Below are 23,657 nucleotides of genomic sequence, written 5' to 3' on the forward strand. Positions count from 1 at the left end.
GTTGCCAGCATCGTGCGTCATTATGATGATTTCCTCACCCGCAGATACCATTCGCACAGCAAACGTACCTGCTTCCGGGTGTAGCCTTTCTCCATCATGCGATCGACGAAGTCATCATGCTTTTTCTGTTCATCCGTTGAGGTTTTGGTATTAAACGAAATCACAGGCAACAGCTCTTCCGTGTTGGAGAACATTTTCTTCTCGATAACCGTGCGCAGCTTTTCGTAACTGGTCCAGTTTGGATTCCTGCCGCTATTGCTGGCACGGGCGCGCAGGACGAAGTTGACGATCTCGTTACGGAAGTCTTTAGGGTTACTGATACCCGCAGGCTTCTCGATCTTTTCCAGCTCGGCGTTCAACGATTCGCGGTCAAACAACTGGCCCGTATCTGGGTCACGGTACTCCTGATCCTGAATCCAGAAGTCCGCATAGGTAACATAACGGTCAAAAATATTCTGTCCGTATTCGGAATAGGATTCGAGATAGGCTGTTTGGATCTCTTTACCGATAAACTCAGCGTACTTCGGCGTCAGATAACCTTTCAGGTGTTCCAGATATTTCTCTGCCAACTCCTGCGGGAATTGCTCGCGCTCGATCTGCTGTTCCAGTACGTAGAACAGGTGTACCGGGTTGGCGGCGACTTCGCTGTGATCGAAGTTAAAAACACGTGACAGAATCTTGAACGCGAAGCGGGTCGACAGACCGTTCATCCCTTCATCCACGCCCGCGTAGTCGCGGTACTCCTGATAGGATTTCGCTTTTGGATCGGTATCTTTCAGGCTTTCACCGTCGTAAACCCGCATCTTGGAGTAGATGCTGGAGTTTTCGGGATCTTTCAGGCGCGACAGAATGGAGAAGCGAGCCAGCGTTTCCAGCGTGCCGGGGGCGCAAGGCGCATGCGTCAGCTCGCTGTGATCCAGCAATTTGTCGTAGATTTTAACCTCTTCGGATACGCGCAGGCAGTACGGCACCTTCACGATATACACGCGGTCGAGAAACGCTTCATTGTTCTTGTTGTTACGGAACTGCACCCACTCGGACTCGTTGGAGTGCGCCAGAATAATCCCGTTGAATGGCAGGGCAGCAATGCCTTCCGTCCCGTTATAGTTGCCTTCCTGTGTCGCGGTCAGCAGCGGGTGGAGCACTTTGATCGGAGCCTTGAACATCTCCACGAACTCCATAATGCCCTGGTTCGCGCGGCACAATGCACCGGAGTAACCATAGGCATCGGGATCGTTCTGGGCAAAATGTTCCAGTTTGCGGATATCGACTTTACCGACCAGCGCGGAAATATCCTGATTGTTCTCATCGCCCGGTTCGGTTTTCGCGATCCCGATTTGCGCCAGAATGGATGGCCACACTTTGACAACCCTGAATTTGGCGATGTCACCACCAAATTCCTGCAAGCGTTTGGCGGCCCACGGCGACATGATGGTGCCGAGGTAGCGCCGCGGAATCGTATACTCTTTCTCGAGTATTGCGGCATCTTCCTGTGGATTGAATAGGCAGAGAGGATGGTCATTTACCGGGCTGCGTTCACCGTTGGCGCTGAGGATGTAAATGGGCACGCGCTGCATCAGGGCTTTTAAGCGCTCAGCCAGCGAGGATTTCCCGCCGCCGACGGGGCCCAACAGATACAGGATCTGCTTTTTCTCCTCCAATCCCTGCGCGGCGTGTTTCAGGTAAGAGACAATCTGTTCGATGGCCTCTTCCATACCGTAAAATTCTTCAAAAGCAGGATAGCGGGCAATCACCCGGTTCGAAAATAAGCGTGACATTCGTGATTCTTGGGCGGTATCCACCATTACAGGCTCACCGATAGCCGTTAACAATCGTTCAGCCGCGTTCGCATAAGCATTGCGATCCTGCTGACAGATGGTAAGGAATTCCTGCAGAGTGAACTCTTCGTCCTTGGCAGCGTCGTAGCGCTGGCGGTAGTGATCAAATATGTTCATAGCGATGCCCGTCCTTCGTCGATTAGCACAGATTAAGAGAGCGAGTGGAATATATGCCTATTAATGTATTGCCCTCCGAAAGAAGAAGTCTCCTGAACCCAGCAACCCTTATGCCAACTTGTGGCGTCAGGGCGTCGTGATTTTATTCATACCTGCTGGTCAGGAAAACGTCACCTTCTGTATTAAAGCGTAGTTTGCATCCGTAAAATTTCCTCTAGTCCACAGACGTATTTTTAAGATATTTCAAGGACTCACTTTCAGGTAAATCCGTGTAACATTACCGTTAATAGGCTCTCAGCCTGAAGGACACTGCTTATTACCGACGTTAGCGCACGTAAAACCTATCGAATATATAGGTTATTCGTTAATGTTATTTTTATATAACCTGAACGCGAACGTGTGTAATTGGCCTATCATGTTTCATGATATTTATCTGTAATAGGAAATAGAAAACTGTGAAAAAACCTCAACTATGTATGCTGGCCGCGCTGATTTCTGGTGCTGTGCTCCTGCCTTCAGCCTATGCCGCAGATGTCTCTCTGGGTCTTGGCGCTGCGGGTTCAACGTCTGTATACCGTGGTGTTGATAATGACGTTTATCCGCTTCCTGTACTGAATTATGAAAGTGAAAGCTTTTATTTCCGCGGGCTGGGTGGTGGATACTACCTGTGGAATGACGGCGCAAATCGTTTCTCTTTAACGGCTTACTACCTGCCTTTAGGTTTTAAACCGGGAGATAGCGACGATCAGCGCATGAAACAGTTGGATAAACGCCGCGGTACGCTGATGGCCGGTGCGGCTTATCGTCATACCGCCGACTGGGGTGAAATCCGTACTGTGCTGGCTGGCGATACGCTGGATTACAGCAACGGTTTCGCGTGGGACACCGCCTATCTTTACCGTTTCTCGATGGGCGATCTGAGCATCACTCCCGGTATCGGTGCGACCTGGTTCAGTGAAAACATGAACCAATATTACTACGGTGTGAGCGCGCAAGAATCTTCGCGTTCTGGATTTAACCAGTACAGCCCGGGTGATGGTTGGGCTCCATATCTTGAACTGAGCGCGGGCTATCAGCTTAACGAAAGCTGGAGCGCTTGGGCAGTCGGACGTTACACGCGTTTGTCTGACGAAATGAAAGACAGCCCTATCGTCGATAGTAACCACAGCATCTTAATGAGCGCAGGTGTCAGCTATCGCTTCTGATGCTTTTCGTAAGCGCTTTTAATGCTTTTCGTAAGCATAGTGCATCTGCCGTACAATAATGGGGTGATATCACCCCATTTGCACGTTTATGGTGCGCTGAATGCCATGTTAGGTTTGACGGTAAACAGATTACGTTGATGCCAACCAAGGGAGGGATGCATGACAAAAGCGATTCGTTTCCCAGATGACACCCGTGTACCCGCGATCGGTCAGGGAACGTGGTACATGGGTGAAGATGTCCGACTGAAAGCGCAGGAAGTGGCGGCGCTGCAAGCGGGCATTGACCTTGGGTTAACGTTGATTGATACGGCTGAAATGTACGCGGAAGGTGGAGCAGAGGATGTCGTCGGTGAGGCGATACGTGGCCGCCGTGACAGCGTTTATCTGGTATCGAAAGTCTACCCGCACAATGCGGGAGGCGAAAAGGCGATACAGGCGTGTGAACGCAGCCTGAAGCGACTGCAAACGGAGCGTATCGATCTGTATCTGTTGCACTGGCGCGGTGGCATCCCGTTAGTTGATACGATCTCCGCCATGGAACGATTACAACAGGCGGGAAAAATCGGTCAGTGGGGCGTATCCAATCTCGATCTTGAGGATATGCAGGAGCTGTGGTCGTTAGATGGCGGACAGCATTGCATGACCAATCAGGTGCTTTATCATGTGGCATCGCGCGGTATTGAGTTTGATTTGTTACCGTGGTGCCAACAACGGCAACTTCCTGTGATGGCGTATTGCCCGCTGGCACAGGCGGGGCGCTTACGCGATGGGTTATTCTCGCATCCGGTGGTGAACCGTATTGCGCGCGAACACAGTATCACGCCAGCGCAGCTTTTATTGGCGTGGGTCATCCGTCAGCCGGGCGTGATCGCAATTCCGAAAGCAAGCGCTATGAAGCATGTTCAGGAAAATGCGAAAGCGCTGGATGTGCAGTTATCTGCGGAAGCTATCGCGCAGTTAGATCAGGCGTTTCCACCGCCAACGCGCAAACAGCATCTGGATGTGGTGTGACGAAAGGGTCTAGAAGAAAAGTGTATGGCGAACAGCGTCGCCATACACGGTATAACGGTGGTTATTTCTTGATGCGGATAACCGTCGTCAGACGAGCTGGAGCGTTGGTGGACGCGACAAACGGCTGATTAATTCGCGCGGTTTCCACGCACACGAACGTTTTATATCCCTCATCGGGCATATCGCTAATCGTACGAGACAGTTCTGCGCCAGGGTTCCATGACACCACATCGCTATGGTGCGTATGGTGTACTTCAATAGCGCGTTTCAGTACTGCATCATGTACCACACTGGTGTCCTGCGGTTGGGTATAGATACGGTCTGTACGGTCAGTAAAGACCAGATCGCCTTGTTGCGTCGCCAGCTTGCCCTGATCCACCTTATCAATGAATGGTTCACCAAGGCCAGTGATACGAATATCGCTGATGTCACCGATGTTGAAATAAGTGTGCAGTGCGCTGGTAATGCTGTAATCGCCATGCGCTTCCAGCTCAATACCGCATTCTTTGCCCAGCTTGAAACGGGCGATGAGTGTGAACTCATGTGGCCAACTTTTACGTGTTTCTTCATTATCACGCAGCGTGAAGGTGAGTTGCACACCGTGCTCATCTTCGCTGTGGGCGGTAAACTCCCAGGGCAGCAAACGAGCAAAACCATGATTAGGTTCGGCGAAAGGGCCAAACCACGGGAAACAGATAGGGACGCCGCCGCGAATGGCAACGTGCTGAGTAAAAGGCGTATTGTCGCTTAACCAAAGAACGGGTTCTTCATTCGTCGGTTGCCAACTGAGCAGGTGAGCCCCTTGTAATGCTACGGCTGCACGAACTTCAGGATGATCGACGACGATGATGGGTAATTGATCCAACTGGCGCTGGCTAAGGGTGGTGCTAATTTGCTTAGTGACGGGGAGCGAGAAAATTGTGTTATGCATGATAGAACCTTTTTTGATTGTTTTTCGTTGTAAAAGAAATCTGCAATAAACAATAAAAAAGGGCGACATCACGTCGCCCTTTTTTCACCGAATCATCGCTGACACTTATTTAGAAATGTGAGCAATCAGATCCAGAACCTTGTTTGAGTAACCTGTTTCGTTGTCGTACCAAGAAACCAGTTTCACAAAGTTGTCGCTCAGTGCGATACCGGCTTTAGCATCAAACACGGAAGTCAGTGTTTCACCGTTGAAATCGGTAGAAACCACTTCGTCTTCGGTGTAACCCAGAACGCCTTTCAGCTCGCCTTCAGAAGCGGCTTTGATTGCTGCACAGATTTCTTTGTAAGACGCTGGTTTTTCCAGACGTGCAGTCAGGTCAACGACAGACACGTTCGGGGTAGGAACGCGGAACGCCATACCCGTCAGTTTGCCGTTCAGCTCAGGAATCACTTTACCTACTGCTTTAGCTGCACCAGTAGAAGATGGGATGATGTTCTGTGCTGCGCCACGGCCGCCGCGCCAGTCTTTGTGAGACGGGCCATCAACGGTTTTCTGCGTTGCAGTGGTTGCGTGAACGGTGGTCATCAGTGCTTCAACGATACCGAAGTTGTCGTTGATAACTTTTGCCAACGGTGCCAGGCAGTTAGTGGTACAAGAAGCGTTAGAAACGATTTCCTGACCTGCGTAAGTTTTGTGGTTCACGCCCATAACGAACATTGGGGTGTCATCTTTAGATGGGCCAGTCAAAACGACTTTCTTAGCGCCAGCAGCGATGTGCTTACGTGCAGTCTCGTCAGTCAGGAACAGGCCAGTTGCTTCAGCAACAACATCAACGCCAACGTCGTTCCACTTCAGGTTTGCAGGATCGCGCTCTGCGGTAACACGAATGGTTTTGCCATTAACAACCAGCTGACCATCTTTAACTTCAACGGTGCCGTCAAAACGACCATGAGTTGAGTCGTACTTCAGCATATACGCCATGTACTCAGCATCTAACAGGTCGTTGATTGCAACGATCTCGATGTCAGAACGCTCTTGTGCAGCGCGGAAAACAATACGGCCGATACGGCCAAAACCGTTGATACCTACTTTGATAGTCATATATTCCACCAGCTATTGGTTTGTGAATAAAAGGTTGGTTGTAAAATTACAAAAACCTTGCTGAGCGTCAAGCGGAATCGTGTCAATAGTTGCTGTAAGTCAAACCTATGACCAATCTTTGTGCAAAAACCGCTCGAGCCTGTAACTAAGTAACATCTAAGACTGATATGGGGGCGGAATGCATCATATAAAGCCCGCGTCATTTCAATATGTGATGTATGTCACAATTAAATATTCATGCTAATAACATTGCTAATATTAAGCCAGAACGGCCTGTTAGGTTGTTAATTTTTTGTTATAATCAATGATTAATTGAATAAATAACACCGCAGTGAGACTTCCATGACTAACGACTCTGCTTCGCACACTTCGTCCGACAATACTGAACTGACAGAGATGCAGCGCTATGTCACCCAGCAACGCGGTACTGAGCCTGCGTTTTCAGGTAAATTGCTGCATAACAAGCGCACGGGCGCTTATCACTGTCTGTGCTGCCAGGCACCGCTGTTTTATTCTGACAGTAAATATGATTCCGGCTGTGGCTGGCCGAGCTTCGATCAGCCCGTGTCCTCAGAGGCGATTCGCTATCTGGAAGATGATTCACACAACATGCGCCGTATTGAGATCCGCTGTGGGCAGTGTGATGCACACTTGGGGCACGTTTTCCCTGATGGTCCGAAAACCACTGGCGAACGCTACTGCGTGAATTCTGCTTCGCTGAGCTTTATCGATGACGTTGATGGCGAACGCGTTGACGGGTAATCTGTTTGCGATAGGTGTGACAGTGACTGGCTAATGATGTCTGGCTTTAAACGATTCAGCTGTTATAAAACGCTGCCAGCACAGGAATCCAGTAATAATAAATCTGACCTTTCTCGGAGCAGAAACCGGATATGGAACTCAATGATCTGATCGACGCCATGACGCCAGAAATTTATCAGCGGTTAGTCACGGCGGTAGAGCTGGGCAAATGGCCAGACGGTGTTGCGTTGACCGCTGAACAGAAAGAAAACTGCCTGCAAATGGTGATGATGTGGCAGGCTCGTCATAATGAACAAGCTGAGCACATGACAATTGGCACCAATGGCGAGATTGTGATGAAGAGCAAGCAAGAACTGAAGCGCCAGTTTAACGGTGCCGACGCGATCATTACGCTGAAACCCGATGCTTAAAATATCAGCGGCAGCCTCGATGGCTGCCGCTATGCTCTCTGCTGGTAGTTTCAGCGATCGGCAGACAGCGTTGCAAGAAACTGTGTCATATCGATAAGCGTTGCCCCGCGCTGTACCATTTCCTGCAATGCGAATGTGCTATCGTCGGGTGAAAGATTGACACCACGACAGCCATCCACCAGTACTTCTGTATGATATCCCAAGGCGATGGCATCCCATACGCTGAATTTGACGCAATAGTCGGTCGCCAGACCCAGAATGGTTAAATGGGTAATATGGTGAGCGCGTAGCCAATCATCTAATTCAGTTTTAACCCGATGACCATTATCGAAAAAAGTGCTGTAGCTATCGATGTCAGGCTGCGTGCCTTTTTGTACTATCCATTGAATGGCGGACAGTGGAAGCGCTGGATGAAAATCGGCACCTGTCGTCCCCTGAACACAATGGACGGGCCACCAGATTTGCGGCCATCCGTTTAATTCACCGATTTCACCGACTACCGCCTGTTCACTCACGGCAAAGCAGCCGTGGTTATCTGGGTGCCAATCCTGGCTGGCAATCACCGTCACGCCTGCGGCTACACAGGCATCAATGGCGCGATTAGCCACCTCAAGGACCTGATCGCTTTCGTTAACCGCCAGTGCACCACCGGGGAAGAAATCATTTTGTAAATCAACTAATAGCAATGCTTTTTTCATTATTTACTCCGTGATTGCTCAATCTTTATCGCTCAATTCCCCATGCAGGTTCTGCTGCATTAAACGGCGAATGTCATCGGCGCTTAAATCTTGCTGGCTCAGTAAGTAATGCAGTTTGGTTAATGCTGCTTCAACGGTCATGTCAAAGCCACTAATGACACCCGCATGCGCCAGCGCGTTGCCTGTTGCATAGCCGCCCATATTCACACGCCCGGAAATGCACTGAGTCAGGTTAACGACCACAATGCCGCGGGCTGAAGCTTCACGTAATTCGCGCAGTAGCCCAGGGCTTTGCGGCGCGTTGCCGACGCCATAGGAGCGCAAGATAAGTGCTTTCACGGGCTGACGGAGGAAATTGCTGATGACATCGGCAGAAATGCCGGGATAAATCGTAATTACCCCAATAGGCTGCGGCGTAATGTGGTGGACTTTCAGCGGTGGACAATTGCTGCATTCCACGGTGGGTGCCAGCCGACGAATATGGATACCGGCTTCCAGCAGCGGTGGATAATTAGGGGATGCAAAGGCATCAAAACCATCCGCATGGGCTTTGGTAGTGCGATTGCCGCGCAATAGCTTGTTATTGAAGAAGAGGGCGACTTCATTAATCGGATGATTAGCCGCAACGTACAGCGCGTTCAGCAGGTTGGTCTGACCGTCCGAGCGCAATTCCGCTAACGGAATTTGTGACCCTGTCACGATAACCGGCTTGGCAAGATTTTCTAGCATAAACGAAAGCGCGGAGGCGGTGAACGCCATCGTGTCAGTACCATGCAGAATCACGAAACCGTCGTAATCATCGTAATGGGCTTGAATATCGTCCGCGATGGATTGCCAATCCGCTGGCGTCATGTCAGACGAGTCGATCAGCGGGTCATATTCATGAATCGTGAACGACGGCATTTCTTCGCGGTGGAATTCAGGCATGTTTGCCAATTGCTGCTGTAAATGGCCCGATACTGGGACATAGCCATTAGCGGAACGCTGCATACCGATGGTGCCGCCCGTATAAGCGACATAAATGGATTTCTTTCGCATGGTTGTGTGAGTCAGGATCAAAACAAGAGTATAGAGGGAAAAGGAGCCCGGTAATACTATCATAAGCAATGACTATTACCGGGCTATACCCGTCATATTTCAAGCTACGTTGGCGTTGTTCAAAACGCTAGCGTTTTGTCACGCAACTCGAATTATTTAGGGTATATATGTGCGGCTACTATAAACGCTACCGGACTTCTCCGCAGGTGAGACAAAATGCGTATCGGTTCTGCGGGTCGTTCAGGTTATTCATGATGGACGGCTGTGAACGCATGGCTTCCGCCAGCTGCGCAACCGGTGCTGGTAACATGGACTGGACAGCAACCGGCAGCAGGGCGTAAACGGAAGCATTCACCTGATTCAACATTGTATCGAGCAGGCTCGGCTGTTCGGCATACCAGCTCAATTGATATTGTCCCAGTTTAGCCAACTCAGCGGCCTTCTTCACGGCGTCATCAAAATCACCGATCTGATCGACCAGACCATTCTCTTTCGCGTCGCTACCGACCCAGACGTGGCCTTGCGCGATCTGATCGATTTGCTCTGGCGTTTTCTTACGTGCCTGTGCCACGATATCGATGAAATTCTTATAACCGCGTTCGATACTCAACTGCATCATCTGTGAGAACTCAGGTGGCAATGACTTCGTGATCGACAAATCGGCCAGCGGGGAGGTGGCAACGCCGTCCGTATGGACGCCAAGACTTTCCAGAGAATCTTCGAACGTGGTAATCACGCCAAAAATACCGATAGAGCCGGTCAGTGTGCTGGCGCTGGAGATGATCGCGTTCGCGGGCGTTGAGATCCAATAACCGCCGGATGCCGCCATTCCCCCCATAGAGACCACGATCGGTTTACCTGCCAGACGGAGCGCCATCAATTCTGATCGAATCAGCTCTGACGCAGTGACGCTACCGCCGGGGCTATTGACGCGCAGCACTAGCGCTTTAACTTTAGGATCGAGGCGTGCGGCACGAATTTGTGCTGCCGTGGTATCACCACCGACCATCCCCGGTGTTTCCGGTCCATCAATGATGGCACCATTAGCAAAGACAACCGCGATCTGGTTATTATTTTGCACCGGTGGTTTGACGACATAGTCGTAGATACTGATGAAATTAAAGTGGTTCTTCTGGCTATTCCAGCCGAATGCTTTAACCAGCGACTGCTCGGTCACAGAACGCGAGGCGACTTCATCAACCAGCTTGTTATCCAGCGCATAGCGTGCGGTATCGCCCTGAACGGCCTGCAAACCTGCCAGAATGCTCGTTGCACCTGGGAAAAGTTGCTGAGGCGTGATCTGGCGGTTAGCGGAAACGGTGTTTAAATACTGCTGCCACAGGGCGTTAATCCAGCGGCCATCGGCATCGCGCGCAGCAGGGGACATATCGTCACGCAGATACGGCTCAACGGCTGATTTATAGGTTCCCACACGGAAGATATTGGTGGTCACTTTCAGTTTGTCGAGCATGGATTTGAAGTAGAGATTGTTGGTCGCGAAACCATGCAGATCTACACTGCCTTGTGGCGTCAATGACACCGTATTGGCAAAACTGGCCAAATAATATTGAGACTGGTTGTAGCTATCGCCGACGGCATAAATAGGTTTACCGCTATCACGAAATTCGCGCAGCGCCTTACCGATATACTGCATAGAGGGTTGATCGGCACCGGTAAAATCGCTGAGATCCAGCACGATCCCGGTGATGTTGTCGTCACTTTTTGCCTGACGGATACTATCGACGATATCAAACAGTGAGTTTTCTTGGCGACGATTATTGGATGCGCCGAAGAATTCGCGCCCTAATTGACGCAGTTTGTTATTGACGGAAGGCTGATCAACCACCACACCCGTCAGATCGACCAGCAGTGCCCCTTTCGTGGCCTCTTCCGGCGTCGTTTTCACCTGTGAGTAGATCCCAACGCCAACTAAAATCAGTGCGATAAGAAAAATATTGAGAATAAATTCTCTGATAAAATTAAGCAGACGCCATGTCCACTTAAAAAATCCGCTAAAAATTCGCCACAATGTGCGCATGATATCTCCATGAACGGGTAAACAGCGTGTGCCCTACGTCCTTCAACTTGCCTTCTGGCAAGTGGTGAAGCACAAGGAGTGATAGTATCCTAATGAGCGGACAGTAAAAAGTCAGCATTAAATCACCGTTGGGGCGTGCTCTGTTGGGGCTATCTTGTAACAAAACTTCTACTTGTGCTAACGTGGCGCGCAACGTTGCCCTACAACCGTTTCTTGTAGATAAATCGGTTGTATCGCAGAAATTATATTGCCAGACAGGAGATGTGCGATGGATGCTCTTGAGTTGCTATTGAATCGTCGTTCGGCCTCGCGCCTGACCGCACCAGCACCGACGGGTGACGCATTGAATAACATTATCCACGCAGGTATGCGTGCGCCGGATCATGGTGCGATGCAGCCATGGCGCTTTTTTATGATCGAAAATGACGGTTTGGATCGTTTTAGTACGGTACTGACCCGTGCGGCGCAGCAGGAAGGCCTGGATGAGGCTGGCATCGATAAAGCACGTCAGGCGCCTTATCGTGCGCCACTGATTATTACCGTTGTTGCGCATTGTGAAGAGAACCCGAAAGTGCCGCTCTGGGAGCAAATTGTTTCCGCTGGCTGTGCGGTTCAGGCGATGCAGATGGCAGCCTTGGCGCAGGGCTTTAATGGTATTTGGCGTAGCGGCGCCTGGACGCACAATGCTTTGGTACGTGAAGCATTCCACTGTCGTGAGCAGGATGAAATTGTGGGCTTCCTCTATCTGGGTACACCACAGCTCAAAGCCTCTACTACGGTTACGCCGCTTGATACTGACGCGTTTGTTCACTACTTCTGATCGTCATCTTTTGAATAGCACCGATTTCCTACCCGTTTTACAGCGTGCTTTCCCGCGAGTGACGCGGGAAATGCCCAGTCTGCTCGATGGTGAATAATGCGACTTTTTATTGCCGAAAAGCCCAGTCTTGCACGGGCGATTGCAGACGTGTTACCCAAACCGCATCGACGCGGCGATGGCTTTATTGCCTGTGGTCAGAATGATGTTGTGACGTGGTGCGTAGGACACCTGCTGGAGCAAGCGCAGCCGGATGTTTATGATGCGCGCTATGCTCGCTGGTCTCTTGCCGACTTACCTATCATTCCCCAAAAATGGTTGTTACAACCGCGCCCCTCGGTTAGCAAACAGCTCAATACCATAAAAAAGTTGCTGAATGATGCCAGCGAAGTCATTCACGCGGGAGACCCCGATCGTGAAGGACAACTGCTGGTCGATGAAGTACTGGAATATCTTTCTCTGGCAGAAGAGAAACGTCAGCAGGTACGCCGTTGTCTGGTTAACGATCTCAATCCACAAGCGGTAGAACGTGCGGTTTCTCGCCTGCGTGAGAACAGAGAGTTCATTCCTTTATGTGTCTCGGCCTTGGCCCGCTCTCGTGCAGATTGGCTCTACGGCATTAACATGACCCGCGCCTATACGATTTTAGGGCGCAATGCGGGTTATGACGGCGTGCTGTCGGTTGGCCGTGTGCAAACGCCCGTGCTGGGACTGGTGGTGCGGCGAGATGAAGAGATAGAAAACTTCGTTTCCAAAGACTATTTTGAAGTTAAAGCCCATATCGTGACGCCAGCCGATGAGCGTTTTGTCGCGCTTTGGCAGCCCAGTGAATCATGCGAGCCTTATCAGGATGAAGAAGGGCGCTTGCTGCACCGATCTTTGGCGGATCATGTCGTCAAACGTATCGAAGGCCAGCCCGCATTCGTCACCAGCTATAATGACAAACGGGAGTCAGAAACCGCGCCGCTGCCTTATTCGCTCTCAACGCTCCAGATTGAAGCGGCGAAGCGTTTTGGACTCAGTGCGCAGCAGGTGCTGGACGTCTGTCAAAAGCTGTATGAAACCCATAAGTTGATTACGTACCCGCGTTCTGACTGTCGCTATCTGCCTGAAGAGCATTTTGCCGGGCGTCATGCCGTTTTGAATGCGATTGCCGTGCATCAGCCCGATCTGTTGCCGCAGCCAGTCATGGATGTTGATCGGCGTAATCGCTGTTGGGACGATGGGAAGGTTGATGCCCACCATGCGATTATTCCCACCGCGCGCAGTGCAAGTGCGTCGCTGACGGAGAATGAACGCAAGGTATATGCTTTAGTCGCACGGCAGTACATCATGCAGTTCTGCCCGGACGCGGTGTTTCGTAAATGTGTTATTGAGCTGGATATTGCGGGCGGTAAATTTATTGCCAAAGCGCGGTTTCTCGCTGAGGCGGGGTGGCGAACCTTGTTGGGCGGCAAAGAGCGGGACGAGGAAAACGAAGGTATGCCGTTGCCCGTGGTGGCAAAGGGCGATGAATTGCTGTGTGAGCGCGGTGAGGTCGTTGAGCGTCAAACTCAGCCGCCACGGCCCTTTACCGATGCGACGCTGCTCTCGGCGATGACGGGTATCGCACGTTTTGTGCAGGATAAAGAGTTAAAGAAAATCTTGCGAGCGACCGATGGGTTAGGTACCGAAGCGACGCGTGCGGGGATTATCGAACTACTGTTTAAGCGGACATTTCTGTTTAAGAAAGCGCGGTATATTCACGCGAGTGAAGCAGGGCGAGCATTAATTCACTCACTGCCTGACAGTGCAGCGCACCCGGATATGACTGCACATTGGGAAGCCACGTTGACGCAGATTAGCGAGAAAAAATGTCGCTATCAGGATTTTATGCAACCGCTGACGAACTCCTTGCAGGAGTTGATTCAGCAAGCGAAACAAAACGGCGCGGTGAGAGCGTTCAAAGGGCTTTCTGCGCCGCCGTCGGGGGCCTCAAAGCGGCGCAAACCTCAGGCTAAAAAAGCGAAGGAGCAGAAGCAATGAAATCGTTAGTGTCTTTGTGTGTCGCTAGTGTGATGCTGGTGCTGCCTACGCTGGCGCAGGCTAATCGCGGCGGAACGGATATTGTCGTTCCCGTGCCACCGGAAGTGTGGGGCGCTGGGACGACGACGGTACGCGAGCAGAGCAATAACTGCCTGCGCTGCTGTGTGTATGAAAATCGTAATTATTCCGAAGGTGCGGTGGTAAAGGTTGAAGGGGTGATTCTGCAATGTGTGCGGGATAAACAAACGCTGGGAACAAACAACCTGATATGGCAACTGGTGAAGCAATAAACGTGCAGTAAGAAATGCGTGCTTCAATGCTCAACGCTGCAATCGATCGTCATCACCGCTGTGGCTTTTCTGCACAGCGGTGATTTATTTTTACTGTACACTCGTTTTAAAGTGTAAATTCCGCCCAGATCGGCGCATGGTCGGAAGGTTTTTCCATTCCACGAATATTGTAATCAATACCCGTGGCGACACAGCGTTCGGCCAGGAAGGTGCTGGCAAGAATCAGGTCGATACGCAGGCCACGGTTGTCATCAAACCCAGAAGAGCGGTAGTCAAACCATGAGAAACGGTCATTGTTCTCTGGATTGGCAGCACGGAAGGTGTCGACGAGTCCCCACCCTTGCAAACGCGCCATCCATTCACGCTCTTCTGGTAAGAAGGAGCATTTTCCGGTACGTAACCAGCGCTTGCGGTTTTCTTCGCCGATCCCGATATCCAGATCGGTTGGGCTGATATTGACATCCCCCATCACAATCAACGGTTGTGTCGCGCTGTGATGTTGCTCCAGATAGGTTTGCAGATCCTGATAGAAGCGCGTCTTAGCGGGGAATTTCACGGGATGGTCGCGGCTTTCTCCCTGTGGGAAATAGCCGTTTACTACCGTAAGCGTGCCGTGCTCGGTGGCGAAGTCCGCCATGATGATCCGGCGTTGTGCATCGTCTTCATCCGTTGGGAAACCGCGACGGACTTCAAGGGGTTTCTCTTTACACAGCAGCGCGACGCCGTAGTGACCCTTCTGTCCGTGATAATAAACGTGGTAACCGTACTGGCTGACATCCTCTAACGGAAACATGTCATCGTGGACTTTGGTTTCCTGCAACCCGATCACGTCTGGCTGGTGTTGTTCGATAATGGCGGCCAACTGATGAGGGCGCGCTCGTAGGCCATTGATGTTAAAAGATACAACTTTCATGTTCGCTGCCATTCGCTAAAAAATGTGACCAGATGGTAGCAGAAAATGGAGCATGGCGTCACGGCTAGGCTGCGCTTTCAGACTGGCAAGGAGGAACGGTTGTGGCAGATGAAAACGGCTGAAAATAAGATTCACTTATATTCAGTTGAACACGAGGCTTATCGACCGTTATACTCCGCTCCTCGCAGGAGAGAGGGCGTGTACCCGTCATACTTCAAGCTGCATGTGCGTTGGCATTCCTCGCTCACCCCAGTCACTTACTGGTGTAAGCTCCTGGGGATTCACTGTGTCGCCGCCTTCATGCAACTCGAATTATTTAGGGTATATATAACGCTCCGCCGAAGGCGCAAACTCCCATAATCGCTCAGGCTACCCTAACTGCGAATTCCATTGAAGCCAACTGGAGAGAGGTTGCAATGCAACCCACCGAAGGGGCAAGCAGCTCTGCTGCGTAAACTCTCAGGTAAAGCGGACAGAGGGAGTGGCACATTTCACAGGATAACTTGTGTGCTGACTTACATCTATCTGATCGCGATCACGGCAGAGGGGATGTCCGGGGCGCTGGCCGCTGGACGTCGCAATATGGATATTTTTGGCGTAGGCATGATTGCCTTCATTACCGCACTTGGCGGTGGCACCGTTCGCGATATTCTCCTTGGTAATTATCCCATCGGCTGGACGCAGCATCCTGGCTATATCTACCTCACCATTGGTGCGGGCCTTTTCACCATTATCATTGCGCGCTTCATGCACCATTTGCACCGTCTCTTTCTGGTGCTGGATGCGATGGGGCTGATTGCCTTTACCATCATTGGCTGCAATGTGGCGCTGAAATTGAATTATTCGATGACGGTAGTGGTCATGGCGGGTATCGTGACCGGCATTTTCGGTGGCATATTGCGCGATATCTTCTGCAACCGCACGCCAATGGTACTGAAGAAGGAACTGTACGCCAGCGTTTCGCTGTTAGTTGCGCTGTTATATCTGGGATTAAAATCGTTTAACGTCAACCACGATATTAACCTGCTGACGTCATTCACTATTGGTCTGGCTGTGCGTCTGGCGGCAATTCGCTGGTCATGGCAACTCCCCGTATTCTCTTATGTACCCGGACGCTGGAAAGGGAAGGCGTAAGGTTATTTTTTCCCCCATCCCATGATATTACGTTGCTTATTAGAGCAAGTGGCGGTAGGGGAAAATAACGCTGCGCGTTGCTCAAAACCGTACCGGCTTTGTCGAACCTTGGTCGAAGGTTCTCACCTTCCCCTAACGGGAATCTAATGCTTTTGTGTTGGGATGTCATTCAGAAGTATTGCTTTGAAATGGTGGTGGGGGAAGGATAATTCGGTGCTTCGCACCTCACCCTGCGGGTCAACGCTGCGCGTTGCTCAAAACCGTACCGGCTTTGTCGAACCTTGGTCGAAGGTTCTCACCTTCCCCTAACGGGAATCTAATGCTTTTGTGTTGGGATGTCATTCAGAAGTATTGCTTTGAAATGGTGGTGGGGGAAGGATTCGAACCTTCGAAGTCTGTGACGGCAGATTTACAGTCTGCTCCCTTTGGCCGCTCGGGAACCCCACCACTGGCCTTGCTGCAAGTCGCTTTCGCTCCAAGCGGGGCGCATCATATCAAATGACACGCCCCTGTAAAGGGCTATATATGAAAAATAAATGCGCTTGCCGTTTTTTTATTCCGTTCGGCGCATCCTTATACAAAAAGATGTCCGATCAACCGATTACAGAATAATGGTGCGGTTACCGTAGACAAAAACACGTTGCGCCAGTACGCGATACAGGGCACGGCTGAGAACGTTTTTCTCAACGTCACGGCCTGCACGCATCATGTCATCACCCGAGTAAGTATGGTCAACGTGAATGACGTCCTGCATGATGATCGGGCCTTCATCCAGATTATCGTTGACGTAGTGAGCTGTCGCGCCAATGATTTTTACACCGCGCTCGTAAGCTTGATGGTACGGGCGGGCACCAATAAAGGCGGGTAAGAATGAATGGTGGATGTTAATCACCTGATTCGGGTAATGCTGCACGAACGCTGGTGTCAGGACACGCATGTATTTCGCCAGTACAACGTAATCAGGTTTGTATTGGTCGATCTGCGCGATCATCTGTTGATCGTGTTCTTCGCGCGTTAACCCTTCATGACTGACTAAATGGAAGGGAATATCAAACCGTTCAACCAGTGTCTGTAAGGTATCGTGGTTGCCGATGACGGCAGCGATTTCGACATCCAAACCACCGTAGGCGCTTTTCATCAACAGATCGCCCAGGCAGTGGGCTTCTTTTGTCACCAAGACCACGATGCGACGGCGGCCTGCTGCGGTTAATTCGCGAGAAGATCCTTCGGGAAGCGCGCTGTCCAGATCGGCTAACAGCGTGGTGTCGTTGAAAATCCCTTCCAACTCGGTCCGCATGAAAAAGCGGCCAGTGCGATGATCAACAAACTCATTGTTTTGTACGATGTTCAGTTCGTGCTTATAACAAATATTCGTAATTTTCGCGATGAGCCCTTTTGCGTCGGGGCAAATGGTTCGTAATACTTTTCTTTGTATATTTTGGGATTGCATGAGCGCGTGGGTCCTGTCCGAAAACTAAAATAACGATCTTATGGTAACGCAGCGATAACGCCGCGTGGACGACTGCCGGTGTTCTATTGTCCGCAACACTTTTTGTATTTTTTGCCGGAACCACACGGGCAAGGTTCATTTCTGCCTGTCTGCATATGAACGCCGTCTATATAGTACCAGCGATTATGCTGGCGAAGGAAGCGTGAGCGCTCTCGCATTAATTCTGTTCGCTGACTGTCGGTTTCTGATAGATAACGTGCGGCGAATTCCACATAGCCCTCATCGGGCGTTTTTCCAGGAGACGTTGCCAGTATAGTGAGGCCGAGCCACTGTGAATTCTGACAGCTTGCAGTGAGAGACTCACGCCATTTATCGGGCTGGCAATCGGGATGCCAGGTAGCGATAAGGTAGTCGACATCGTGTTTGACGTAAGCTGTGTAACGCGAACGCATTAACAGAACGGGCTCGGCCGCGGTTGCGGCATGCGTGAGATAGGGTTGACAGCATGCGTTATACTGCAACCCACTGCAACAGGGGCAAGATTCTGACACAACGTCTCCTGAAGAAAATTTAAGATAAAAACTGATAGATAATAAACAGATCCCTATGCAGGATGCCGATATGTTACCTAAGAAACTCTACGTGTAGCAATGTGCGCTAAAATGAAGATGGGTGGAACAATCATGCAGCGGAAAAAGATTGGAATAGCCTTGGGATCTGGGGCGGCGAAAGGATGGGCGCATATAGGGGTATTTAATGCGTTAACCGAGCTGGGGATAGATGTCGATGTTGTCGCGGGTTGTTCTATTGGTGCGTTGGTTGGTGCGGCGTATGCGACAAACAATTTGCCCTCGATGGATCGGTGGGTGAGGGGATTTGGCTACTGGGACGTGATTCGGTTGATGGATCTCTCCTGGCAGCGTGGCAGTCTGTTGCGCGGCGATCGTGTTTTTAATAGTGTGAAGCATTTGTTACATACAACACAGATTGAAGACTGTGCGATCAAATATGGTGTGGTGACAACAAATCTCAGCACTGGTCGTGAACTGTGGCTGACAGAAGGCGACTTGCATCAGGCAATGCGGGCGTCTTGCAGTATGCCTGGCTTGTTATCCCCCGTTCGATTTAACGATTACTGGCTGGTGGATGGTGCGGTGGTTAACCCTGTTCCCGTCTCTCTGGCGCGAGCAATGGGCGCTGATATCGTGATTGCTGTCGATCTCCAGCATGATGCTAGCCTTAATCATCAGGATCTGCTGTCGATTAAGCCAACGGCATCAGAGGTGGACATTGATATAGACAATGCTCCACAAGATTGGCGGAGTAGAATCCGGGAACGTTTACTGAGAGGCCGACGCCAGCAAGCAGAAAGTTCACCCACGGCGATGGAGATAATGAGCACATCGATCCAGATTCTGGAAAACAGGTTGAAAATGATGCGAATGGCGGGCGATCCACCTGACATACTGTTACAACCTAATTGTCCCCAGATCGCTACGTTAGATTTCCATCGGGCACAGGAGGCGATAGAAGCTGGCTATAAGGCGGTGGAAAAGATACGTGATGAATTGTTACCGCTAGCGAAAGAGGCATAGTAAAAAGTGCATACAGCCGTTGAGAGAACAAATGAAGAGGACGTGGTGTGCCATCTATCCGGCGCATTGGCGCTAAAGCAAGTGTGATTATTCGGTGTTTGAAGTAAGGGGTACTGATGGAACAACCACTGGCGGGTAAGCATATTTTAGTCATTGATGACGAGGCCGTTTTTCGATCTGTGCTCGCTGGTTATCTGACTTCTCTTGGGGCTTCTATTCGGGAAGCGATTAATGGATTAGATGCGCTAAGTATTCTTGAACATTACCAACCCGATTTAATGATTTGCGATCTGAAGATGCCGACGATGGGCGGGATCGAGTTCCTTGAACATTTGCGCTTGAAGGACAACGACACGCCAATACTCGTCATTTCTGCAACCAGCCAAATGGCGGATATTGCAAAAGTCTTGCGTCTAGGCGTTCAGGATGTATTGCTTAAGCCTATTCGTGATTACACGCGTTTGCGTGAAGCTGTGATGTCCTGCCTCTATCCTGACATGTTCACCTCGCAACTTAATGAGATGGATCAACTGATGCAGGATATGGATTCCCTCAATCAATCGCCTGAAGCGATAAATAAACTGCTTGCTCAATTGCAACCCCCCGTTCAGCAAACGCTTGCTCGCTGCCGCGTTAACTACCGGCAACTAACGACGGCGGAACAACCGGGGCTCGTGTTAGACATCGCCGCGCTTTCTGAAGATGAGTTGGCATTCTATTGCCTTGATGTCACTCAAGGTGCCAATAATAATGGAACACTGGCAGCGTTGCTGCTTCGAACGTTGTTCAATGGACTACTTCAGGAACATTTGGCCGATCAGCAACACCGTTTACCGTATTTGCCGACGTTATTAAAGCAGGTAAACCAACTGCTGCGGCAGGCGAGTCTGGATGGCCGTTTTCCTTTGCTTGTGGGGTATTATCATCGGCCGCTGAAACAGCTGATACTTATCTCTGCCGGGCTAAACGCCACGCTAAATGTTAACGAGCAGCAGGTCGCATTGAATAGCGGGGTTCCTTTGGGAACACTTGAAGGAGCCTATCTCAATCAGCTTAATTATCAGTGTGAAGCATGGCAATGTCAGATATGGGGGGGCGGCGGCCGCTTACGACTGATGTTGACGACAGAATAGCCTGATAGAACGACGCGGATGTTGATTTCGGGTAATACCTACCTTTCGGTATTATTCTTTATTTCCTACGATGTAGGGAGTTATCTTATTTTTTATTGAACGGTAACGTTGGGACAAGCGTGTCCTTGTTAAAATCGTTATACTCCATCGGTTATCTTGCTTAGATAAATAAAGTTCATTATTTGAACGGTATATAAGAGGCTGTTTATGTCTATTGTGAATAAAAAAGTAAAAAAAGCGGTCATACCGGTTGCTGGATTAGGGACGCGTATGCTGCCTGCTACCAAAGCTATCCCTAAAGAAATGCTGCCGTTGGTAGATAAACCGCTGATCCAATATGTTGTTAATGAGTGTATCGCCGCAGGGATTAATGAAATTATTTTGGTTACACACTCGTCTAAGAATTCTATTGAAAACCATTTCGATACCAGTTTTGAACTGGAAGCTATATTGGAGAAGCGGGTTAAACGTCAGCTATTGGAGGAAATTCAATCCATCTGCCCTAAACACGTTACCATTATGCAGGTACGTCAGGGATTAGCGAAAGGATTGGGCCATGCCGTATTGTGCGCGCATCCGTTAGTTGGAGATGAGCCTGTCGCGGTTATTCTGCCGGATGTGATTATTGATGAATATGAATCCGATCTGAAGAAAGATAACCTGAGCGAAATGCTGCAACGTTTCTCTACTACAGGCCACAGCCAGATTATGGTTGAGCCGGTTGAAAATGTAAGTAGCTATGGTGTGGTGGATTGCAAAGGCGTCGAATTAAAAGCGGGGGATAGCGTCCCTATGGTTGGCGTGGTTGAAAAACCTAAAGCTTCCGAAGCACCGTCTAATTTAGCGGTCGTTGGTCGTTATGTGCTTTCTGCTGATATTTGGTCGCTGCTGGAGAAAACACCACCGGGTGCAGGTAATGAAATTCAGCTGACTGACGCCATTGCGATGTTGATGGAAAAAGAAACGGTAGAGGCGTATCACCTGAAAGGTGTGAGCCATGACTGTGGTAATAAACTCGGCTATATGCAGGCATTCGTGGAATATGGCTTACGCCATGACGGTTTAGGCCAAGAGTTCGCACAATGGTTGCAGGAAACAATTGACGCAGAAGAAAAATAACAGAAGGTAATTATTGCTCTCTGTTTACACTAAACAGAGAGCTGACAACGCGGCAACCTATCTGTTTTCTTTTCTTAAAAGACGTTTCAAAGAAAAACCCCCGAAGCTATCGGGGGTTTTTAGTATTCAGGGTTTAAGCAAGATTACAGCAGGAAATCGTCTAAAGATTTACCTTGCTCTTCGATTGCTTTTTTGATTACTGCTGGTGTACGACCTTGGCCGGTCCAGGTTTTCACTTCGTTGTTTTCGTCAGTATATTGATATTTTGCAGGGCGGGCAGCGCGTTTGCTTTTACCTGCAACTTTCACTGAACCTAAAGACTGTAATAATTCGTTAGGGTCAATACCATCGGCAATCAGCATATCGCGATATTGTTGCAATTTACGCGCACGTTCTTCAACTTCAGCCTGAACCTGGCTATCTTCTTCGCGGCGTTCATTAACCACGACTTCCAGTTTTTCCAGCATTTCTTCTAAAGTATCCAGGGTACATTCTCTTGCCTGGGCACGCAGAGTACGGATGTTGTTAAGAATCTTTAGTGCTTCGCTCATTGTGATAATCTCAAATTAATATTATTGGTGGCGTGTAGTGTGATAATAGAGTGCTATTTTCTTTTCTGCAATAGTCAAATTTGTAAGTTTGTTAAAAAACGTCATTTTTAAAACAGAACTCACATCATATGTTACATAAATATAAATACTTTCTGGTTATCAAAAAAATACATTTGGTATGCTGTTTTTTTACTGCAAACGATGCCGATGGCTTATTGACGCTGCGCTATTGTTATATACTCGTCATGTTTCAAGTTGCATGTGCGTTGGCTACGTTCAGTCACCCGAATCACTTACTTGAGTAAGCTCATCGGGATTAAATGAGAGACATCCTGTCTCTCACCGAAGGCCAGCCTTTGGCTGGTCAAATTCGTTCCCGACGAATTTGTCCTTCTCTTGCCGCCTTCCTGAAACTCGAATTATTTGGAGTATAAGAGATGTTTATATCTTTTATCATAACCGAACTCTGGTGGTTGCTGATTGGACAACGAGTGGTCGAGGAATAGCCCATTGCATAGCGGGAAGACGAGTTGTTACAATAAGTTCTTACGATACGAATATCATATACGCCAAATAATTCGAGTTTCAGGACAAAACGTATTCGTTTTGAACAACACTAAGCGTTAACCCTTTAGGACCATGTTCAGCGATGAGCATCGTAACGCGGCAAGAACAGAACAAATCTGCTTAAGTCGATTTGAACACTGCCTGCCACGGCTTTTTAGGGCTGGGTTCACGACGGACCGAGTATTTAAACGCAGCCAACGCACATGCAACTTGAAGTATTATGAGTATATCCCCTGCCTTTTGGAGTAGCTGAGTGGCTCAACTTTATTTTTATTATTCTGCAATGAATGCAGGGAAATCGACAGCACTATTGCAGTCGTCATATAACTACCAGGAACGTGGGATGCGCACGCTGGTGTTCACCGCAGAAATAGATAATCGGCACGGTGTGGGGATAGTAAGTTCACGTATAGGCCTTTCTTCTCCGGCATTATTGTTTAATCCGCAGACATCCTTATTTGGATTGTTGGAGAAAGAGCACCGTACCCAACCTGTAGACTGTGTATTAATTGACGAATGTCAATTTTTAACCCGCGAGCAGGTGAGTGAGCTTTCCGATGTCGTAGACCAATTAGATATCCCAGTATTGTGTTACGGATTGCGTACTGATTTTCGTGGCGATTTGTTTTCTGGTAGCCACTATTTATTGGCGTGGGCTGATAAGCTGATCGAGTTAAAAACAGTCTGTCATTGTGGTCGTAAAGCCAACTGTGTATTGCGGTTAGATGCACAGGGTAATGCTGTCCATGAAGGGGAGCAGGTTGTTATTGGTGGCAATGAAAGTTATGTTTCGGTATGCCGCAAGCATTATAAAATTGCGCTGGGATTAACCCGTAAAGAAAGCGAGTAAGGCGGCTAAATAGCCGACAGTAGAGGCTATTAATAACCGATGTCCTAAGGCGTGCCAGCATTGG

22 protein-coding genes, 1 tRNA gene, 1 other RNA gene and 1 riboswitch are annotated in these 23,657 nt (G+C 49.6%); of the genes, 12 read left to right on the forward strand and 12 right to left on the reverse strand.

All coding sequences use genetic code 11. From position 1 onward, the window contains the following. Nucleotides 1-20: 20 nt before the first annotated feature. Nucleotides 21-1,955, reverse strand: a complete 1,935-nt coding sequence (gene yeaG / locus E2566_RS10370; protein WP_107171110.1) for a protein kinase YeaG — start codon at nucleotides 1,953-1,955, stop codon at nucleotides 21-23. Nucleotides 1,956-2,410: 455 nt separating this feature from the next. Here yeaG and E2566_RS10375 point away from each other — a divergent pair, with 455 nt between their 5' ends. Beyond that, nucleotides 2,411-3,160 (forward strand): MipA/OmpV family protein, encoded by a 750-nt coding sequence (locus E2566_RS10375; RefSeq protein ID WP_107171109.1) that lies wholly within the window; start codon nucleotides 2,411-2,413, stop codon nucleotides 3,158-3,160. A 159-nt stretch (nucleotides 3,161-3,319) separates the two neighbouring features. Continuing rightward, on the forward strand, nucleotides 3,320-4,171 hold the full coding sequence (locus tag E2566_RS10380; protein WP_107171108.1) for an aldo/keto reductase: 852 nt from the start codon (nucleotides 3,320-3,322) through the stop codon (nucleotides 4,169-4,171). A gap of 61 nt (nucleotides 4,172-4,232) precedes the next feature. Here the strand turns inward: E2566_RS10380 and E2566_RS10385 are convergent, their stop codons facing one another. Both E2566_RS10385 and gapA read right to left on the reverse strand, forming a co-directional pair. Continuing rightward, nucleotides 4,233-5,102, reverse strand: a complete 870-nt coding sequence (locus E2566_RS10385; RefSeq protein WP_107171107.1) for a D-hexose-6-phosphate mutarotase — start codon at nucleotides 5,100-5,102, stop codon at nucleotides 4,233-4,235. A gap of 105 nt (nucleotides 5,103-5,207) precedes the next feature. Continuing rightward, the gene (gene gapA, locus E2566_RS10390; protein WP_107171106.1) at nucleotides 5,208-6,203 is read right to left on the reverse strand and encodes a glyceraldehyde-3-phosphate dehydrogenase; all 996 of its coding nucleotides are present in this window, start codon (nucleotides 6,201-6,203) and stop codon (nucleotides 5,208-5,210) included. 342 nt (nucleotides 6,204-6,545) lie between these two features. Here gapA and msrB point away from each other — a divergent pair, with 342 nt between their 5' ends. Then, a complete protein-coding gene (gene msrB / locus E2566_RS10395) occupies nucleotides 6,546-6,965 on the forward strand; it encodes a peptide-methionine (R)-S-oxide reductase MsrB (RefSeq protein WP_107171105.1) in 420 nt (139 codons plus the stop codon). Between the two features lie 131 nt (nucleotides 6,966-7,096). After that, on the forward strand, nucleotides 7,097-7,375 hold the full coding sequence (locus E2566_RS10400; protein ID WP_107171104.1) for a YeaC family protein: 279 nt from the start codon (nucleotides 7,097-7,099) through the stop codon (nucleotides 7,373-7,375). A gap of 50 nt (nucleotides 7,376-7,425) precedes the next feature. Here E2566_RS10400 and pncA read toward each other — a convergent pair whose 3' ends face one another. The 3 genes from pncA to sppA all read right to left on the reverse strand — a co-directional run bounded on the left by pncA (nucleotide 7,426) and on the right by sppA (nucleotide 11,149). After that, a complete protein-coding gene (gene pncA, locus E2566_RS10405) occupies nucleotides 7,426-8,073 on the reverse strand; it encodes a bifunctional nicotinamidase/pyrazinamidase (RefSeq protein WP_107171103.1) in 648 nt (215 codons plus the stop codon). Between the two features lie 18 nt (nucleotides 8,074-8,091). Further along, complete coding sequence (gene ansA, locus E2566_RS10410; protein ID WP_107171102.1) at nucleotides 8,092-9,111, reverse strand: asparaginase; 1,020 nt, start codon at nucleotides 9,109-9,111, stop codon at nucleotides 8,092-8,094. Nucleotides 9,112-9,298: 187 nt separating this feature from the next. Then, nucleotides 9,299-11,149, reverse strand: coding sequence for a signal peptide peptidase SppA (gene sppA / locus E2566_RS10415; RefSeq protein WP_107171101.1), 1,851 nt, complete (start codon nucleotides 11,147-11,149; stop codon nucleotides 9,299-9,301). A 268-nt stretch (nucleotides 11,150-11,417) separates the two neighbouring features. Here sppA and E2566_RS10420 point away from each other — a divergent pair, with 268 nt between their 5' ends. From E2566_RS10420 to E2566_RS10430, 3 genes are all read left to right on the forward strand, one after another. Beyond that, nucleotides 11,418-11,969 (forward strand): NAD(P)H nitroreductase, encoded by a 552-nt coding sequence (locus E2566_RS10420; protein ID WP_107171100.1) that lies wholly within the window; start codon nucleotides 11,418-11,420, stop codon nucleotides 11,967-11,969. Between the two features lie 96 nt (nucleotides 11,970-12,065). Beyond that, entirely contained in the window at nucleotides 12,066-13,991 is a 1,926-nt protein-coding gene (locus E2566_RS10425) for a DNA topoisomerase III (protein WP_107171099.1), read from the forward strand. After that, nucleotides 13,988-14,281 (forward strand): YnjH family protein, encoded by a 294-nt coding sequence (locus E2566_RS10430; RefSeq protein ID WP_107171098.1) that lies wholly within the window; start codon nucleotides 13,988-13,990, stop codon nucleotides 14,279-14,281. The genes E2566_RS10425 and E2566_RS10430 overlap by 4 nt, the downstream gene beginning before the upstream one ends. A 106-nt stretch (nucleotides 14,282-14,387) precedes the next feature. Here E2566_RS10430 and xthA read toward each other — a convergent pair whose 3' ends face one another. Beyond that, on the reverse strand, nucleotides 14,388-15,194 hold the full coding sequence (gene xthA, locus E2566_RS10435) for an exodeoxyribonuclease III (RefSeq protein ID WP_107171097.1): 807 nt from the start codon (nucleotides 15,192-15,194) through the stop codon (nucleotides 14,388-14,390). Nucleotides 15,195-15,584: 390 nt separating this feature from the next. After that, nucleotides 15,585-15,680: riboswitch (glycine riboswitch) on the forward strand. A gap of 21 nt (nucleotides 15,681-15,701) precedes the next feature. On the opposite strand from xthA, the gene E2566_RS10440 reads away from it, so the two are divergent. Then, nucleotides 15,702-16,328, forward strand: coding sequence for a trimeric intracellular cation channel family protein (locus E2566_RS10440; protein WP_107171096.1), 627 nt, complete (start codon nucleotides 15,702-15,704; stop codon nucleotides 16,326-16,328). Nucleotides 16,329-16,517: 189 nt separating this feature from the next. Here the strand turns inward: E2566_RS10440 and E2566_RS10445 are convergent. The 4 genes from E2566_RS10445 to E2566_RS10460 all read right to left on the reverse strand — a co-directional run bounded on the left by E2566_RS10445 (nucleotide 16,518) and on the right by E2566_RS10460 (nucleotide 18,329). Continuing rightward, a non-coding RNA gene (locus tag E2566_RS10445) (RtT sRNA) lies at nucleotides 16,518-16,647 on the reverse strand. A 43-nt stretch (nucleotides 16,648-16,690) separates the two neighbouring features. Beyond that, nucleotides 16,691-16,775, reverse strand: a tRNA-Tyr gene (locus E2566_RS10450). A 154-nt stretch (nucleotides 16,776-16,929) separates the two neighbouring features. After that, a complete protein-coding gene (purU, locus tag E2566_RS10455; protein WP_005968735.1) occupies nucleotides 16,930-17,778 on the reverse strand; it encodes a formyltetrahydrofolate deformylase in 849 nt (282 codons plus the stop codon). Nucleotides 17,779-17,861: 83 nt separating this feature from the next. Further along, nucleotides 17,862-18,329 (reverse strand): YchJ family protein, encoded by a 468-nt coding sequence (locus E2566_RS10460; RefSeq protein WP_107171074.1) that lies wholly within the window; start codon nucleotides 18,327-18,329, stop codon nucleotides 17,862-17,864. 132 nt (nucleotides 18,330-18,461) lie between these two features. Here E2566_RS10460 and rssA point away from each other — a divergent pair, with 132 nt between their 5' ends. The 3 genes from rssA (at nucleotide 18,462) to galU (ending at nucleotide 21,625) form a co-directional block, all read left to right on the forward strand. After that, complete coding sequence (gene rssA, locus E2566_RS10465) at nucleotides 18,462-19,373, forward strand: patatin-like phospholipase RssA (RefSeq protein WP_107171075.1); 912 nt, start codon at nucleotides 18,462-18,464, stop codon at nucleotides 19,371-19,373. A 116-nt stretch (nucleotides 19,374-19,489) separates the two neighbouring features. Further along, nucleotides 19,490-20,506, forward strand: coding sequence for a two-component system response regulator RssB (rssB, locus tag E2566_RS10470; protein WP_107171073.1), 1,017 nt, complete (start codon nucleotides 19,490-19,492; stop codon nucleotides 20,504-20,506). Between the two features lie 207 nt (nucleotides 20,507-20,713). Then, on the forward strand, nucleotides 20,714-21,625 hold the full coding sequence (gene galU / locus E2566_RS10475; protein ID WP_107171072.1) for a UTP--glucose-1-phosphate uridylyltransferase GalU: 912 nt from the start codon (nucleotides 20,714-20,716) through the stop codon (nucleotides 21,623-21,625). Nucleotides 21,626-21,768: 143 nt separating this feature from the next. On the opposite strand, the gene hns is transcribed toward galU, so the two are convergent. Then, nucleotides 21,769-22,176 carry a histone-like nucleoid-structuring protein H-NS gene (gene hns, locus E2566_RS10480; RefSeq protein WP_107171071.1) on the reverse strand — a complete coding sequence of 136 codons (408 nt, stop codon included), beginning with the start codon at nucleotides 22,174-22,176 and terminating at the stop codon, nucleotides 21,769-21,771. A gap of 820 nt (nucleotides 22,177-22,996) precedes the next feature. On the opposite strand from hns, the gene E2566_RS10485 reads away from it, so the two are divergent. Continuing rightward, nucleotides 22,997-23,593: a thymidine kinase gene (locus E2566_RS10485; protein WP_107170417.1), complete on the forward strand. Its 597-nt coding sequence runs from the start codon at nucleotides 22,997-22,999 to the stop codon at nucleotides 23,591-23,593. The last annotated feature ends 64 nt before the right edge of the window (nucleotides 23,594-23,657 follow it).

This window comes from Pectobacterium punjabense, from assembly GCF_012427845.1.
Taxonomy (GTDB): Bacteria; Pseudomonadota; Gammaproteobacteria; order Enterobacterales; family Enterobacteriaceae; genus Pectobacterium; species Pectobacterium punjabense.

Excerpts from the sequence above, each read along its gene's own strand:
- yeaG (WP_107171110.1), bottom strand. The coding sequence starts at position 1,955 with ATGAACATATTTGATCACTACCGCCAGCGCTACGACGCTGCCAAGGAC.
- E2566_RS10380 (WP_107171108.1), top strand. The coding sequence starts at position 3,320 with ATGACAAAAGCGATTCGTTTCCCAGATGACACCCGTGTACCCGCGATC.
- E2566_RS10385 (WP_107171107.1), bottom strand. The coding sequence starts at position 5,102 with ATGCATAACACAATTTTCTCGCTCCCCGTCACTAAGCAAATTAGCACC.
- gapA (WP_107171106.1), bottom strand. The coding sequence starts at position 6,203 with ATGACTATCAAAGTAGGTATCAACGGTTTTGGCCGTATCGGCCGTATT.
- msrB (WP_107171105.1), top strand. The coding sequence starts at position 6,546 with ATGACTAACGACTCTGCTTCGCACACTTCGTCCGACAATACTGAACTG.
- E2566_RS10400 (WP_107171104.1), top strand. The coding sequence starts at position 7,097 with ATGGAACTCAATGATCTGATCGACGCCATGACGCCAGAAATTTATCAG.
- pncA (WP_107171103.1), bottom strand. The coding sequence starts at position 8,073 with ATGAAAAAAGCATTGCTATTAGTTGATTTACAAAATGATTTCTTCCCC.
- ansA (WP_107171102.1), bottom strand. The coding sequence starts at position 9,111 with ATGCGAAAGAAATCCATTTATGTCGCTTATACGGGCGGCACCATCGGT.
- sppA (WP_107171101.1), bottom strand. The coding sequence starts at position 11,149 with ATGCGCACATTGTGGCGAATTTTTAGCGGATTTTTTAAGTGGACATGG.
- E2566_RS10420 (WP_107171100.1), top strand. The coding sequence starts at position 11,418 with ATGGATGCTCTTGAGTTGCTATTGAATCGTCGTTCGGCCTCGCGCCTG.
- E2566_RS10425 (WP_107171099.1), top strand. The coding sequence starts at position 12,066 with ATGCGACTTTTTATTGCCGAAAAGCCCAGTCTTGCACGGGCGATTGCA.
- E2566_RS10430 (WP_107171098.1), top strand. The coding sequence starts at position 13,988 with ATGAAATCGTTAGTGTCTTTGTGTGTCGCTAGTGTGATGCTGGTGCTG.
- xthA (WP_107171097.1), bottom strand. The coding sequence starts at position 15,194 with ATGAAAGTTGTATCTTTTAACATCAATGGCCTACGAGCGCGCCCTCAT.
- purU (WP_005968735.1), bottom strand. The coding sequence starts at position 17,778 with ATGCAATCCCAAAATATACAAAGAAAAGTATTACGAACCATTTGCCCC.
- rssA (WP_107171075.1), top strand. The coding sequence starts at position 18,462 with ATGCAGCGGAAAAAGATTGGAATAGCCTTGGGATCTGGGGCGGCGAAA.
- rssB (WP_107171073.1), top strand. The coding sequence starts at position 19,490 with ATGGAACAACCACTGGCGGGTAAGCATATTTTAGTCATTGATGACGAG.
- galU (WP_107171072.1), top strand. The coding sequence starts at position 20,714 with ATGTCTATTGTGAATAAAAAAGTAAAAAAAGCGGTCATACCGGTTGCT.
- hns (WP_107171071.1), bottom strand. The coding sequence starts at position 22,176 with ATGAGCGAAGCACTAAAGATTCTTAACAACATCCGTACTCTGCGTGCC.